Here is a 13320-nt window from a genome sequence, read left to right on the forward strand (position 1 = left end):
GCTAGACCTCCTCAGTTTCTTCAGGTTTCGCCGACTCAATGGCTTCCATGATCGATGGCTCATCGCCCCAAATCACGTCATAAACGATATCAACTAAGGAAGCACGGGTCAAAATCCCGACTAAATGTTTGTCGGCATCTACTACCGGCACATATTTTAAGCCGCGTTTTAAAATGCGTTGCAAGGTATCCCGCAACAAGGCGGTTTCACGAACGAAAAAGACATCTTTGTTCAAGATATCGCCGACACTAGTAACTTTGCCACGGTTGCGGTCGATGGATTCGACATCGATGTAGCCTTTTAGCACGTTGCTATTATCGGTAACCAGCAAGGTATCGACCCGTTTTTCCCGCATCAAGTGAATCGCTTCTTGTAAGGATTTTTCTGGTGTGATAGCGATCGGGGTATTCAACATCACGTCTTTAACTGGCGTCGTGTCAGGTTTTGCTTGCAACAAGCGGTCTTCACCGATCAATTCTTCCACAAACGGTGTTGCTGGGTGTTGCAGAATATTTTCTGGTGTATCAAATTGAATGACTTTTCCTTCACTCATGATCACGATACGGCTAGCAAGTTTCAATGCTTCATCCATATCATGGGTAACGAAGACGACGGTTTTTCCAAGCCGTTCTTGCAAGTCTTTGACCAAATCTTGTAGGGAATCACGAGTGATTGGGTCTAGTGCGCCAAAAGGCTCATCCATTAAGATGACATCTTGGTCAGCTGCCAAGGCACGGACAACACCGATCCGTTGCTGTTGGCCCCCAGATAATTCGTTGGGGTAGCGGTCGAGCATTTCTCGCGGCAATTCCACCAAATCGATCATGCGCTCGGCAGTTTTGTTGCGTTCTTCTTGGCTGACTTTTAACAATTTTTGAACCAGTGTAATGTTTTCCCGAATCGTCATGTGAGGCATCAAACCGATGCTTTGGATCACATAGCCGATTTGACGGCGTAATTCCACTGGGTTGATCTCTGTGACGCTTTTTCCATTGATCAAGATTTTTCCTTTAGAAGGATCCGTCATACGGTTGATCATCCGCATACAAGTCGTCTTTCCGCTACCACTTGTCCCGATGAAGCAAATGAATTCGCCTTTTTCAAAGGAAAGATTCACATCTTCAACAGCGACTTTACCACCTTTGTAAATTTTGGATACCTGCTGAAACTCAATCATGATGTCACCTCTATTTTTATTTAAGCAATCTGAATAATGGCTTAGAATCTGTACTAAGTATGCCGAAAAGTCCCTTGTTATTCAAATAATCTGCCCATTTTTTTCATAATTGTATAGACAAAACCGAAAATAGCGCCAGAAGCAAGTCCACATTAAGGAGCGGTGCATAGAGAAAAGAAACGGCGAAGATCCCCCGTTATTTTTCATTGGGAAAAAGGGGGCTTTTTTGCAGAACGCCTTGGCAGCAGTCTCTTTATTTTTTTCTAAGAAAGGGCAGAATTAAAAGCTGTTTTTTCATTTTTTATAAAAACATGCTAGAATAGAGAAGAATTTAGGGAAAGAGAGGAACAACATGCTTACAACTGAAGATTTTGATTTTGACTTACCGGAAGAACTGATTGCTCAAACGCCATTAAGTGATCGCTCAAGTTCCCGTTTATTAGTGGTTGACCGCGAGACTGGCAAATTTGAGGACAAGCACTTCTATAACATCATTGATGAATTGGCACCAGGGGATGCTTTGGTGATGAATGATACGCGGGTATTACCAGCTCGTATCTATGGCGAAAAACAAGAAACAGGTGCCCATTTGGAAATCCTTTTACTGAATAATATTGAAGGGGATACGTGGGAAACCTTGATCAAGCCAGCCAAAAGAGCCAAAGTCGGCACGAAGATCACCTTTGGCGACGGACGATTAGAGGCAGTGGTGGAAGAAGAGCTCGATCACGGCGGCCGGATCATTCGTTTTCAATACAAAGGGATCTTTTTAGAGATTCTGGAATCACTTGGCGAAATGCCGTTACCGCCTTATATCAAAGAACGGCTAGAAGACCCAGACCGCTATCAAACGGTTTATGCCAAAGAAAACGGCTCAGCTGCTGCACCGACTGCCGGCTTGCATTTTACCCCAGAATTGCTGGAGCAGATCGCAGCAAAAGGCGTCAAGCTGGTTTATCTGACTTTGCACGTTGGTTTAGGAACGTTTCGTCCAGTGAGTGTCGATAATATCGCTGATCATGAGATGCACAGCGAATTTTACCGTTTGACAGAAGAAGCTGCCGCTCAATTGAACGAGGTTCGGGCAAATGGCGGCAAGATCGTTGCAGTCGGTACGACTTCGATCCGTACGTTAGAAACCATTGGGACTAAGTTTGATGGGCAAATCAAAGCCGATAGTGGGTGGACGAGTATTTTTATCACGCCAGGCTATCAGTTTAAAATCGTGGAAGCTTTTTCTACCAACTTCCATTTACCAAAATCAACCTTAGTGATGTTAGTCAGTGCCTTTGCAGGACGCGACCTAACACTTTCTGCCTACCAGCATGCCATCGATGAGCGGTATCGCTTCTTTAGCTTTGGCGATGCGATGTTCTTAAAATAAACAAAAAAACTGAGCGACGTAAGCGGCTCTTTAAGTTGAAACAATTTCTCAACTTTTAGAACTGCTTTTTTGTCGCCCAGCTTACTACTAGAGGAAGGTATAAGTGGTGGTCGCTTTTTGTGGTCCATGCAAAGCAATGTTTCTCGAAAATTTGTTTTCATTTACAAACTTACACATGTTTCGTGTATTCCGATACAAAATGAGACGTATCATTTTTCGATATGGAAATGTTCGATCCTTGTTACGTTTTTCTTCTTGTTACTTTACACGTTTGGTACTAGGTGAAACTTGTACGTTCAACAACTTTTAGTAGATTGAGTTTGCGATATTTACGAAAACCACCAACAGAGTTGCTACCTTCCTTACACGTATACTATAACACGAAACGGAAGCGTTTGCAAAAGAAAAAGGTCGTTTTCCTCAAAAAAAAGACCGGCGAACCGATCTTTTAAGCAAGTGCTCGTTTAGGCAGATTGTCATAAAACGCTGCTTTGGTTGCACTGATGTAAGGTGTCAGCCATAAGTAGCCGATTCCTGCAGTCATGATGGCCAAAATGTGCCAGCCGATGAAGCTCAGATCAAGGATGAACAGTTGACCTTTGTAGCCTCTCATTAAATGACGGCTACCTGTGATGCAGCTGAGAAAATCTGGCCGCATGCCCGTTTCTTCATAAGTATCATAAAAGATAAAATATGCTTGAGAATAAGAATAAGCTTTGATGATCCCAGGAATGATAAACAGGAATGTCCACAACGTCGTGAAGATAGTCGACAAAATATAAATGACGATGATCCCTAACACGAAAGCACCACTGAAGCCACGAAAGACATCAGAAAAGGGTTGGATCGACTGTTTTTTACCGCGTAAAAGATCAAGGAAAGTCCAAGAGATCCCAGCACCGAATAAGGCAGAAAATAGACCGCTGATCAAACCGCCGCCGCCACTGCCACCACTGCCGCCAGCGGAATTGACTGCATCGGTAGAACCAAGATCATTGAACATACCGCTTTGATACAATGGAATAACAGTAAGGACGATAATGACGAATGCGATAGCGATCGAGATCAAAGTCGGTACAATACACATCAAAACACTGTCTTTCCAGCGTCCTCGCAGCATTGCTTTTGCTTCTGCTTTTAGTTCTCTATTTGATTTCATTTCAAAAAACCTCCCTTCAATATAAATAACATGATAGCAAACTTTCGCTAAATCTTCAAAAAAAAGTAATAGATGTTTCGCATGACTAGGAGAAAATACTCTTAGTTTCTTTAAACTTCCTTGCAAAATGTAAGGGCAACCCTTATCATAGATAGCGTTGCACAGTTAATCGAGTATAGAGAGAAAGTAGGGAAATGAATGACGGAACCAGCCATTCGTTATCGTCTGATAAAGAAAGAAAAGCATACCGGTGCCCGTTTAGGCGAACTGATCACGCCTCACGGAACCTTTCCAACGCCAATGTTCATGCCAGTCGGCACATTAGCAACGGTCAAAACCCTTGCCCCTGAAGAGTTGAAAGAAATGGGTGCAGGCGTCATTTTAAGCAATACCTATCATTTGTGGTTGCGTCCAGGAGAAGACATTGTTGCAGAAGCAGGCGGCTTACATAAATTTATGAATTGGGATCAACCGATCTTAACAGATTCAGGTGGTTTCCAAGTCTTTTCATTAGCCGAAATGCGCAACATCGTCGAAGAAGGTGTCCATTTCAAAAACCATTTGAATGGGTCGAAAATGTTTTTATCTCCTGAAAAAGCGATTGATATCCAAAACAAATTAGGGTCAGATATCATGATGAGTTTTGATGAGTGTCCGCCATTTGATGAAAGCTATGACTACGTCAAAAAATCGGTGGAACGGACGTCTCGCTGGGCGGAGCGTGGCTTGAAAGCCCATGCCAATCCAGATCGGCAAGGCTTGTTTGGGATCATTCAAGGTGCAGGCTTTGAAGACTTGCGCAAGCAAAGTGCCCAAGACTTGATCAGTATGGACTTCCCAGGGTATTCCATCGGCGGCCTGTCAGTTGGCGAACCAAAAGCGGAAATGAATCGCGTGTTGGAATTTACGACTCCTTGGATTCCAGAAAACAAACCACGTTACCTGATGGGCGTTGGGGCAGCTGACTCCTTGATCGATGGCGTGATTCGCGGTGTCGATATGTTCGACTGCGTTTTACCAACACGGATCGCAAGAAACGGTACCTGTATGACTTCAAAAGGTCGTTTAGTCGTGAAAAATGCGCAATATGCCCGTGACTTTCGACCAATTGACGAGAAGTGTGATTGCTATACATGTAAAAACTATTCTCGTGCGTACATCCGCCACTTGATCAAATGTGATGAAACCTTTGGTATGCGTTTGACGTCTTACCATAATGTCTACTTCTTATTGAATCTGATGAAAAATGTCCGTCAAGCCATCATGGATGACAACTTGTTGGAGTTCCGTGAGCATTTTATTGAAGAGTATGGGTTCAACAAGGAAAATGCGAGGAATTTCTAACATTCTCTACTAAAATGGTGGGAATAATAGAGGAATTCTGATAAAGTATCTTATAGGAAAGAAAATAAATCGAGGTGAAAAAAATGGCACAATCTTTACCAATGCTCTTTATGCTGGTTGCTTTAGTGGCAATGTGGTTCTTTATGAGTCGTTCACAAAAGAAACAACAGCAAGAGCGTAAAAATCTTTTAGAAAATATGAAAGCTGGCGATGAAGTCGTAACCATCGGCGGACTCCACGGCGTTCTTTCTGAAGTCAACACAGAAAAAAGCACCGTGATCATCGACTGTGAAGGAATTTTCTTAGAGTTTGATCGTTCAGCGATCCGCATAGTGAAACCCGGAACTGTTGCATCCGTTGAAACACAAATCGAACCAGCTGATGTCGAAGACGCAACGAGCATCCAAGACGAAACCAAAGAATAAGCACAAACGCACCGTCGCTTTCTTAGAAGCGATGGTGCGTTTTTTTAGTAGTCGGACAGTTTCTAAAATAAAACAAACACCGCAGCAAAACAGAGATTGCTCGTTTTGCTGCGGTGCTTTGATTGCCTTGGTTACTCGATCGGAATCAGTTTCTTTGACGCTTGTTTGCCTTGGTCTTTTGGCAACGTCAATTTCAAAATTCCTTCAGCGTAAGAGGCTTTGATTTCATCCTCTTTGACGTTTTCTAACAGGTATTGCCGCCGAACGCTTGTCAAGCTGCGCTCGCTGCGAACCAGACGTCCTTTTTCATCTTCGGTCGCATGATCCGTCTGGTGTTGTCCCGTAATCGTTAAAACCCCATTTTCATAGGTTACTTGAATATTTTCTTTAGGGATGCCAGGCAGTTCTGCTTCAACGAGAAATTCCTTGTCATTCTCGTGAATATCGGTTTTGATCAGGTTCGATGGAAACCCATCAAAAAAACTGCGGCCAAAATCTTCAAAGAAATCAAAAGGTGTCATACTGTATGAATCTGAGCGGCGTGGCACAATCTCATGTGTCATAAGAATCATCCTTTCTTTATTCTTTTGTTTTTACACTTTTTATTTTATTCATTTTTTAGCGAATTTCAAGTGATTTACTCGCTTTAAAAAAATCTTAAAAAACCTTTGATACCAACGTTTCACTCCTTGATTTTGGCGTGTTTTTACATTGCTTTGTTCCTGTTTTCCCCCTCATTTCGCCTGCTTTTTCTGCGTGACAGTATATACTTAATGATATATACTAAAAGTGAAGTGGAGGAGGAAAAACATGGCACGTTATAGAAAACGAATGCTTGTTGCTTTGATCTATGCATTGCTGTCGTCGATTGCCCTAAATCTCTTTTGGCTGCCGGGAAATATTTATGCGAGTGGGATCACTGGTTTGTCGCAATTGCTGTCGCAGCTTTTAGCTGAGCAGTTGAATCTGCAGCTTTCGATCCCGCTTTTGGTGCTTTTTTTTAATGCGCCATTGTTAGCGGTTGCTTGGGTCAAAATCGATCGAGAATTTACCATCATGACGGTTTGTACCGTCGTCCTGTCTTCTGTTATGATGAAGGTAGTACCGGTCATTGCTTTAACGACCGATCCGGTGATCTGTGCCGTGTTTGGCGGATTGCTGCACGGGGTGTCGGTGGGCTTGACATTGAACGACGATTTTTCAACGGGTGGGCTTGACATTTTAGGGATTTTAGTGAAAAAAGCCACTGGTAGAAGTATCGGCAGTTTCTTTATCGGCTTCAATGTCAGTTTGCAGCTAGCAGCTGGGCTGATCTTTGGTTGGCCTTATGCTTTTTATAGTGCCATTTCCTTCTTCATCAGTGGGCGGATGGTCGACTACGTCAACCTGAAGCAGCGGCGTGTACAGTTGCTGGTCGTTACAGAAAAAGCAGAACCCGTCATTACGACGTTGCAATGTGCCTTGCAGCGAGGCATCACGGTCATCAACGATGTCGAAGGTGGATTTGATCATCAACAGAAAAAACTATTATTAATGGTCATTTCCCATAGAGAACTCAAGACCGTCGAAGGCATGATCCAAGGAATCGATGAACAAGCGTTTGTCAGTGTTTCTTCTGGCGTCAGTGCCAATCGATCGTTTTATGAATGGTAGCAAAGTGAAAGAAAGTAGGAGAGACGTTGAAAAAACAAGCAGTATTTCAAGAAGTTGCCCAGCAGATTGCGCAACGGGTTCATGAAGGTACGTACGTGACGAGCCAAAAGCTTCCTTCCGATTATGATTTAGCAGAGGAATTTCAGTGCAGCCGTTTAACGGTGCGCAAAGCCATCGATCTATTGATTGGCCAAAATTTGTTAGTGAAAGAAAAAGGCAAAGGAACCTATGTCATGAAACAGCCCAAGATCCAAAGCGGCTCTGGCGGGCTCCAAAGTTTTACCGAGATCGCCAAAATCCAAGGGAAAAAGACCCGTACGGAAGTTTTGCATATCGAAACCGTCAAAGAGCTCCCGATAGAGATTGGTCAGCTGTTTGGCGATTATGCCAAGGAACCGATCGTTTATTTGGTGCGCTTGCGTTACTTTGATGATGAGCCCATGACGGTGGAAAATCTTTACGTACTGAAACGCTATCTGCAAGAAGACACCGCAGAACTCACGAAAGCTCAATTAGAGTCGTCTTTGTATCAAGTCATTGAAGCCAACATCGAGATTGGTTATTCCCATCAAGAGGTGGAAGCTGTGAAAAGTCCTGCCGATATTGCGAAACTTTTACAGGTGCCTCAAGAGGAACCGATGCTTTTGGTCCATTCGATGACCTATTCCGCATCAGCCAAACCGATCTTATACGATATATCCTATTACCGAGCAGACAAATATACCTTCAAAAATACATTAGTGCGTCAAAAATAAAATCAATCCTTTAGAGGTGAAGACAATGGATCCACTCACAGTAAGTATTGAAGCCAATTGGTCAGAATTTCTCACGCTTTTGAGCGAGGTGATGCAGATCGCAAGCGTCAAAGGTGAGCCGGCGCCTCATGCGCCTTATGGCACAGGACCACGAGAAGTGTTAGCATACGTCATGGAAAAAAGCGCAGCATACGGGTTTCAAACAACGGTCATCGATGATGCGATCGGCTATGCCCATTGGGGACCAACGGATACCGACTATATCGGTGTGTTAGGACACTTGGATGTCGTCTCGGCAGGTTCTGGCTGGAGCTACCCACCGTTTGCACTAACTGAAAAAGACGGCAACTTTTATGGCCGAGGGATCTTAGATAACAAAGGCCCGATCATCAGCTGTTTGTTTGCCATGAAAGTATTGAAAGACCTTGGTCATCAACCGCAATTACCGCTGCGGATCATTTTCGGTACAGATGAAGAAAGCGGCATGTCGGATATCCCGCATTATCTAGCGGTTGAGCAGCCACCGCGTTTTGGTTTTACGCCAGACTGCAAGTATCCAGTGGTTTACGGCGAACGGGGTGTCGTCAATGTGCAACTTGATTTTCCATTGCCCGTCCAAGAAACTCAGCTGTTAGCTGCGTTTTCTGGCGATCAATTCCGCGATCATGTGCCAGACCACCTGTCGGTAACCGTAGGCAGCCAGTCCTTTGAAGCACTAGGCAAACGCTCCCCTAGCAATGCCCCTGAGCTAGGGGACAATGCCATTACAAAACTTGCGCAGCAAGCGGCACCGCAACTGGCGGCGACACCGTCATTGCAAGCAGCTTTTCAGTGGATCACCCAAAGTTTTCACCAGCAGCACTATGGCGAAGGCCTTGATTTGGTACTAGAAGATGCTGATTCAGGAAAATTGATCTTGACCCCTGTGGTTCTCCAAAAATCCGCCAGTGGACTAGCATTAGAAGTGGCCTTCCGCTATCCTGTATCGGTAACGGAGGAACAAGTGCTCGCTAGGGTGCAAAAGGCATTGCCAAAAGGGGCAAGCCTTACGATCCTTCGCAGCATTCCAGGGTTCTGCCGATCAAAAGATGCCCCCGAAATTCAAAAGCTATCGACAATCTATCACCAAGTAACGGGCAATGATCCAACCCCCGTGACCACTACAGGAGCAACCTACGCCCGCAAGATGCCAAACATCCTTGCTTTTGGTCCGTCTTTTCCAGGGCAAAAAGGGATCGCTCATAACCAAGATGAGTACATGGCGGTTGCCGATCTACGGACGAATCTTGAAATTTATTTGCGCAGCTTACAAGCACTGACAAAATAAGCGAAGACACGAACGAAGAAGAGTTTTTCCAATTTTTTTGAGAAACTCTTTTTTTAGTATAGACATAGTAGTATATACCGTATAGAATATACTTGAAAGCGCTATGAAAAATGGAGGGATATTTATGTGGGGAATGATTGCTACATGGCGGATGGCACACGATGGCGTGCTCGCTGCTAAAGCAATATTAGAGCAACAAGGCTCCTGCCAAGATGCAGTAGAAACAGCCATTAAAGCAGTGGAGGATTATCCATTTTATAAATCGGTGGGGTATGGCGGACTGCCAAACGAAGAAGGCGTGTTGGAAATGGACGCTGCTTTCATGGATGGTGATACCTTCAAAATTGGTGCCGTCGCTGGGATCGTCGATGTGGAAAATCCTATTTCCGTGGCACGCAGCCTAAGTGAGGAAAAATTCAATAGTTTTCGGATCGGCCAAGGAGCGGTCGCTTATGCGCTTGCCGAAGGATTCCAGCCCAAAGAGATGCTGACACCGCGAGCCAAAACCATTTGGGAAAAGCGCAAAGCAGAGATCGCTGCCAACAACCTCGATCCCTATGACGGCCACGATACAGTGGGAGTAGTTGCGCTGGATGAACACCAAAGCATGGCAGCAGGAACCTCTAGTTCTGGTTTATTTATGAAAAAAAGCGGTCGTGTTGGCGATTCACCTTTATCTGGATCTGGTTTTTATGTGGATAGTGAAATCGGCGGTGCCGCTGCCACAGGGTTAGGGGAAGACTTGATGAAAGGCTGCCTTTCCTACGAGATCGTCCGTTTGATGGGAGAAGGGCTAGCACCGCAAGAAGCATGTGATCAAGCCGTTTACGACTTTGAAGCGCGATTGAAGAAGCGCTACGGCAAAGCCGGCGCCTTCTCGCTGATCGCCTTAGATAAACAGGGTCGCTGGGGGGTGGCAACCAATGTAGAATTTACCTTTAGTGTCGCAACCACCAATCAAGAGCCTGCTATTTTTATGGCAACGCCAGGACCTGAGCAGACAACCGTGATCGAACCCATCACGAAAGAATGGTTGGAGGCGTATGAAGAACGGATCAAAGCACCAGTCTGATCAAGGAATCAACCAGCTTTACCATGAAAGACACAAGATGAAAGGAAGAATGGAATGTTCAATAAAATTGAAAATATTTTGATGCCTCTGGCAGTCAAACTCGGACAAAATAAAGTCTTGATCGCTGTACGCGATGGTTTTTTAATCACAACGCCGCTGGTAATCGTTGGCTCGATCTTCTTGCTGTTTGCCAATTTCCCGATACCAGGATGGTCAGAATTTTGGGCAGGTCTTTTTGGCAGCGGGTGGGAATCATGGGTGACTAGAGTTTCCGGTTCTGTCTTTAATACGGTCGGTTTTTTCTCCTGCTTAGGAACAGCCTATGCCTACGGAAGAGAAAAGAAGACCGACCCAATCCAAGCAGCTGCCGTTGCCGTCATCGCCTTTTTGATCTTAACGCCGAATAAATTGGTAGTTGAAGGCGTTGCGGACCCAATAAGCGGGCTTTCTTTCAATCATTTAGGAACAAACGGTATTTTTGTCGGCTTGCTGACAGCGATCCTTTCTGTTGAAATCTATGCCTATACAACGAAAAAAGGGTGGACGATCAAAATGCCAGATGGGGTTCCGCCTGCTGTTACAAAATCATTTGCCGCATTGATTCCGAGTGCCCTCGTTATGCTTTTATTCTTTATTATCAACATTTTATTTGGATTGACCGCATATGGTACCGTACATGACTTTATTTTTAATGTCTTGCAAATGCCTCTCAAGGGAGCGGGCAATACCTTGACTGCCCAATTGATTTACAGTCTGGCATGTACGATTTTCTGGTTCTTCGGCATCAATGGTCCAGCAGTCGCCAATTCCGTCTTTTCACCGATTTTGCGTATTTTAACGATGGAAAATCTAGATGCATTTCAAGCGGGACAAGCGTTACCGAATATCTTTACCGATCCATTTTCAAACTTCTTTACCAATTTTGGCGGCGGCGGTTCGACGTTGTCACTAGTCATCATCATGGTGCTGTTTTGTAAATCAAAACGAATCAAAGAATTAGGGAAACTTTCACTAGTGCCGGGGATTTTCGGGATCAATGAACCAATCATTTTCGGCTTGCCGGTCGTATTGAACCCAATTATCATTATTCCCTTTATTGCCGTGCCGATGATCAATCTTTTGCTGTCGACTCTCGTAACGAATCTTGGATTGATTCCTTATACAACAGGGGTATCTTTACCATGGACAACTCCGATCGGTTTTTCCGGCTACTTGAGTACCGGTAGTCTGGTAGCGTCAATCTGGCAGTTTGTTTTGTTAGCCATTGGATGCTTGATCTATTATCCGTTTATTATGACGCTGGACAAACAATATCTGAAGGAAGAACGTGAAGCAGAAAAAGCCAAAAATGACGCTTTGGAATTATCTTTTGATGATCTTTCCATCGATCATTTGCTTTAGAAAGGATGCAACCATGAAAATTATTTTTCTATTAGATCAGATTCAAGCAGGATTAGGCGGCAAGGAGCATGGTGATCAGCCGCTTGGCGGACAAAAAACGGCGATCGGATCAGTCAAAATGTTTGAGAAATTGCTGAAACAAAAGGAAATCGATGTTCTCGCCACTATTTATTGCGGAGATGATTATTATTTACAAAATCCGAAAGAATCGTCACTAAAAATTGCTGCTATGGCTCAAAAACTCGGAGCAGATGCGGTCTTATGCGGACCTTGTTTCAACTATGAAAAGTATGGCGAGATGGCTGCCCAAACAGCGCAGATCATTGAAGAAAAAGTACAGATCCCAGCAGTTGCCGCCATGTCGCCAGAGTGCCAGCAGGCAATTGAAACATATAAAGACCAAGTCACTATCGTGAAGATGCCGAAAAAAGGCGGTACTGGATTGACCGAGGCAATGAATGATATGCTGACGCTTTGCCAAATGAAAGCAGCACACCAAGAGATCACTGCCTTCGCTGAACAGCACTGCTATTAGAAAGGGCGAGAATATGGAAGAATTAATGCGTCAGTTAGAAGAAGTCGTTTATACACCTGGTGTTTCCGGACGAGAAAAGCCGATAGCCGCATTACTGGCAAAAAAGTATGCGCCTTATTGCGATGAAATCATCTACGATAATCTAGGATCTATTTATGCCGTCATTCGATCAGAAAGACCGGCGGCTCCTAAAGTGCTGGTGAGCGCTCATATGGATGAAGCAGGCTTTTTCGTGAAAAAAATCGAAGCAAATGGACTGATCCGCGGACTCATCATGGGAAAAATCGAAGCCAACAGCTTGCTGGGGCAAGAAGTTCGGCTAATCACCCGTAGCGGTGAAAAGTATTTTGGGGTGGTTTTAGGCATCGATAAAGACAATCATGGCAAAAGTCAAAAAGATGAAGTACTGTTGGATTTTGGTTTTTCATCAAAAGATGCGGTTTTAGCGGAGGAAATCACTTTAGGCGACATGGTGACCTTTGCGCCGAAAATGAAAGAAACCAGCAATGGACAAGCATGGATTGCGTCCAATTGGAACGGGCGCATCAATGTTAGTCAAACCATTGATTTAGTCAAAGCAATGGCAGTTGCTAGTGTCAAATTGCCCTACGATCTGATGATCGGCTGTACGGTGCAGGAACAAGTCGGTACCAGAGGAGCTCAGACAGCAGCCAATGTAACAGCACCGGATTTTACGATCGTTCTTGATACTGCCCAGGCAATGGATTACCAAAACGAACAAGAAGATCAGCAAGGTTTTTTGGGTAAAGGCCTTCTGCTGACGTATTACAATCCGACCGTTCTGCCAAATCGCTTGCCGCTGGAGCGGTTGAAAGCAGTTTGTCAAACTGCGAATCTACCATGTCAGAGTTATTTTTCCTTTGAAGCATCAGATGGGGCTTGGTTCAACAAATTGCGTACCGGATGTCCTATTTTGTTAGCGAGTTTGTCTGTGCGGAACAAGAACACTGCTTCTCAAGTCGTTGCCCGCCGCGACTATGAAACAGCACTGCAAGCATTGGCGCGTTTTTTGACTGAGCTTGACGAAGAAGCAATCCGTTCTTTCAAAGAAGAAAACCGCTAGGAGA

Annotated in this window: 13 protein-coding genes; 10 read left to right on the forward strand and 3 right to left on the reverse strand. The window is 44.4% G+C overall.

Translation table 11 applies throughout. From position 1 onward, the window contains the following. Nucleotide 1: 1 nt before the first annotated feature. Nucleotides 2-1177: a betaine/proline/choline family ABC transporter ATP-binding protein gene (locus A5878_RS02545; RefSeq protein ID WP_005227327.1), complete on the reverse strand. Its 1176-nt coding sequence runs from the start codon at nucleotides 1175-1177 to the stop codon at nucleotides 2-4. Between the two features lie 352 nt (nucleotides 1178-1529). Between A5878_RS02545 and queA the strand changes: the two genes are divergently transcribed. Next, the gene (gene queA / locus A5878_RS02550; protein ID WP_005227329.1) at nucleotides 1530-2561 is read left to right on the forward strand and encodes a tRNA preQ1(34) S-adenosylmethionine ribosyltransferase-isomerase QueA; all 1032 of its coding nucleotides are present in this window, start codon (nucleotides 1530-1532) and stop codon (nucleotides 2559-2561) included. A 448-nt stretch (nucleotides 2562-3009) separates the two neighbouring features. Here the strand turns inward: queA and A5878_RS02555 are convergent, their stop codons facing one another. Beyond that, nucleotides 3010-3720 (reverse strand): DUF975 family protein, encoded by a 711-nt coding sequence (locus A5878_RS02555; RefSeq protein WP_086294505.1) that lies wholly within the window; start codon nucleotides 3718-3720, stop codon nucleotides 3010-3012. A 198-nt stretch (nucleotides 3721-3918) separates the two neighbouring features. On the opposite strand from A5878_RS02555, the gene tgt reads away from it, so the two are divergent. Together tgt and yajC are read left to right on the forward strand one after the other, a co-directional pair. After that, nucleotides 3919-5064, forward strand: a complete 1146-nt coding sequence (tgt, locus tag A5878_RS02560) for a tRNA guanosine(34) transglycosylase Tgt (protein ID WP_005227333.1) — start codon at nucleotides 3919-3921, stop codon at nucleotides 5062-5064. Nucleotides 5065-5147: 83 nt separating this feature from the next. Continuing rightward, nucleotides 5148-5489: a preprotein translocase subunit YajC gene (yajC, locus tag A5878_RS02565; RefSeq protein ID WP_086294506.1), complete on the forward strand. Its 342-nt coding sequence runs from the start codon at nucleotides 5148-5150 to the stop codon at nucleotides 5487-5489. Between the two features lie 131 nt (nucleotides 5490-5620). On the opposite strand, the gene A5878_RS02575 is transcribed toward yajC, so the two are convergent. Next, nucleotides 5621-6052, reverse strand: a complete 432-nt coding sequence (locus A5878_RS02575; protein WP_005227339.1) for an Hsp20/alpha crystallin family protein — start codon at nucleotides 6050-6052, stop codon at nucleotides 5621-5623. Nucleotides 6053-6299: 247 nt separating this feature from the next. Between A5878_RS02575 and A5878_RS02580 the strand changes: the two genes are divergently transcribed. From A5878_RS02580 to A5878_RS02610, 7 genes are all read left to right on the forward strand, one after another. Next, on the forward strand, nucleotides 6300-7142 hold the full coding sequence (locus A5878_RS02580; RefSeq protein WP_086294508.1) for a YitT family protein: 843 nt from the start codon (nucleotides 6300-6302) through the stop codon (nucleotides 7140-7142). A 26-nt stretch (nucleotides 7143-7168) separates the two neighbouring features. Beyond that, nucleotides 7169-7897 (forward strand): GntR family transcriptional regulator, LSA1692 subfamily, encoded by a 729-nt coding sequence (locus A5878_RS02585; protein ID WP_086294509.1) that lies wholly within the window; start codon nucleotides 7169-7171, stop codon nucleotides 7895-7897. 25 nt (nucleotides 7898-7922) lie between these two features. Further along, nucleotides 7923-9224, forward strand: coding sequence for a Sapep family Mn(2+)-dependent dipeptidase (locus tag A5878_RS02590; RefSeq protein WP_086294510.1), 1302 nt, complete (start codon nucleotides 7923-7925; stop codon nucleotides 9222-9224). 124 nt (nucleotides 9225-9348) lie between these two features. Then, the gene (locus A5878_RS02595; protein WP_005227347.1) at nucleotides 9349-10296 is read left to right on the forward strand and encodes a N(4)-(beta-N-acetylglucosaminyl)-L-asparaginase; all 948 of its coding nucleotides are present in this window, start codon (nucleotides 9349-9351) and stop codon (nucleotides 10294-10296) included. Between the two features lie 54 nt (nucleotides 10297-10350). Beyond that, nucleotides 10351-11697, forward strand: coding sequence for a PTS sugar transporter subunit IIC (locus A5878_RS02600; protein WP_010748749.1), 1347 nt, complete (start codon nucleotides 10351-10353; stop codon nucleotides 11695-11697). A gap of 13 nt (nucleotides 11698-11710) precedes the next feature. After that, a complete protein-coding gene (locus A5878_RS02605) occupies nucleotides 11711-12232 on the forward strand; it encodes a GrdB-related putative oxidoreductase (RefSeq protein WP_010748750.1) in 522 nt (173 codons plus the stop codon). 13 nt (nucleotides 12233-12245) lie between these two features. Then, nucleotides 12246-13316, forward strand: coding sequence for a M42 family metallopeptidase (locus tag A5878_RS02610; RefSeq protein WP_086294511.1), 1071 nt, complete (start codon nucleotides 12246-12248; stop codon nucleotides 13314-13316). Nucleotides 13317-13320 lie beyond the last annotated feature (4 nt).

Source organism: Enterococcus sp. 3G6_DIV0642, from assembly GCF_002140635.1.
Taxonomy (GTDB): Bacteria; Bacillota; Bacilli; order Lactobacillales; family Enterococcaceae; genus Enterococcus_D; species Enterococcus_D casseliflavus.

Bases quoted from the DNA above. Each gene is read 5' to 3' on its own strand.
- A5878_RS02545 (WP_005227327.1), bottom strand. From the start codon at position 1,177: ATGATTGAGTTTCAGCAGGTATCCAAAATTTACAAAGGTGGTAAAGTC.
- queA (WP_005227329.1), top strand. From the start codon at position 1,530: ATGCTTACAACTGAAGATTTTGATTTTGACTTACCGGAAGAACTGATT.
- A5878_RS02555 (WP_086294505.1), bottom strand. From the start codon at position 3,720: ATGAAATCAAATAGAGAACTAAAAGCAGAAGCAAAAGCAATGCTGCGA.
- tgt (WP_005227333.1), top strand. From the start codon at position 3,919: ATGACGGAACCAGCCATTCGTTATCGTCTGATAAAGAAAGAAAAGCAT.
- yajC (WP_086294506.1), top strand. From the start codon at position 5,148: ATGGCACAATCTTTACCAATGCTCTTTATGCTGGTTGCTTTAGTGGCA.
- A5878_RS02575 (WP_005227339.1), bottom strand. From the start codon at position 6,052: ATGACACATGAGATTGTGCCACGCCGCTCAGATTCATACAGTATGACA.
- A5878_RS02580 (WP_086294508.1), top strand. From the start codon at position 6,300: ATGGCACGTTATAGAAAACGAATGCTTGTTGCTTTGATCTATGCATTG.
- A5878_RS02590 (WP_086294510.1), top strand. From the start codon at position 7,923: ATGGATCCACTCACAGTAAGTATTGAAGCCAATTGGTCAGAATTTCTC.
- A5878_RS02595 (WP_005227347.1), top strand. From the start codon at position 9,349: ATGTGGGGAATGATTGCTACATGGCGGATGGCACACGATGGCGTGCTC.
- A5878_RS02600 (WP_010748749.1), top strand. From the start codon at position 10,351: ATGTTCAATAAAATTGAAAATATTTTGATGCCTCTGGCAGTCAAACTC.
- A5878_RS02605 (WP_010748750.1), top strand. From the start codon at position 11,711: ATGAAAATTATTTTTCTATTAGATCAGATTCAAGCAGGATTAGGCGGC.
- A5878_RS02610 (WP_086294511.1), top strand. From the start codon at position 12,246: ATGGAAGAATTAATGCGTCAGTTAGAAGAAGTCGTTTATACACCTGGT.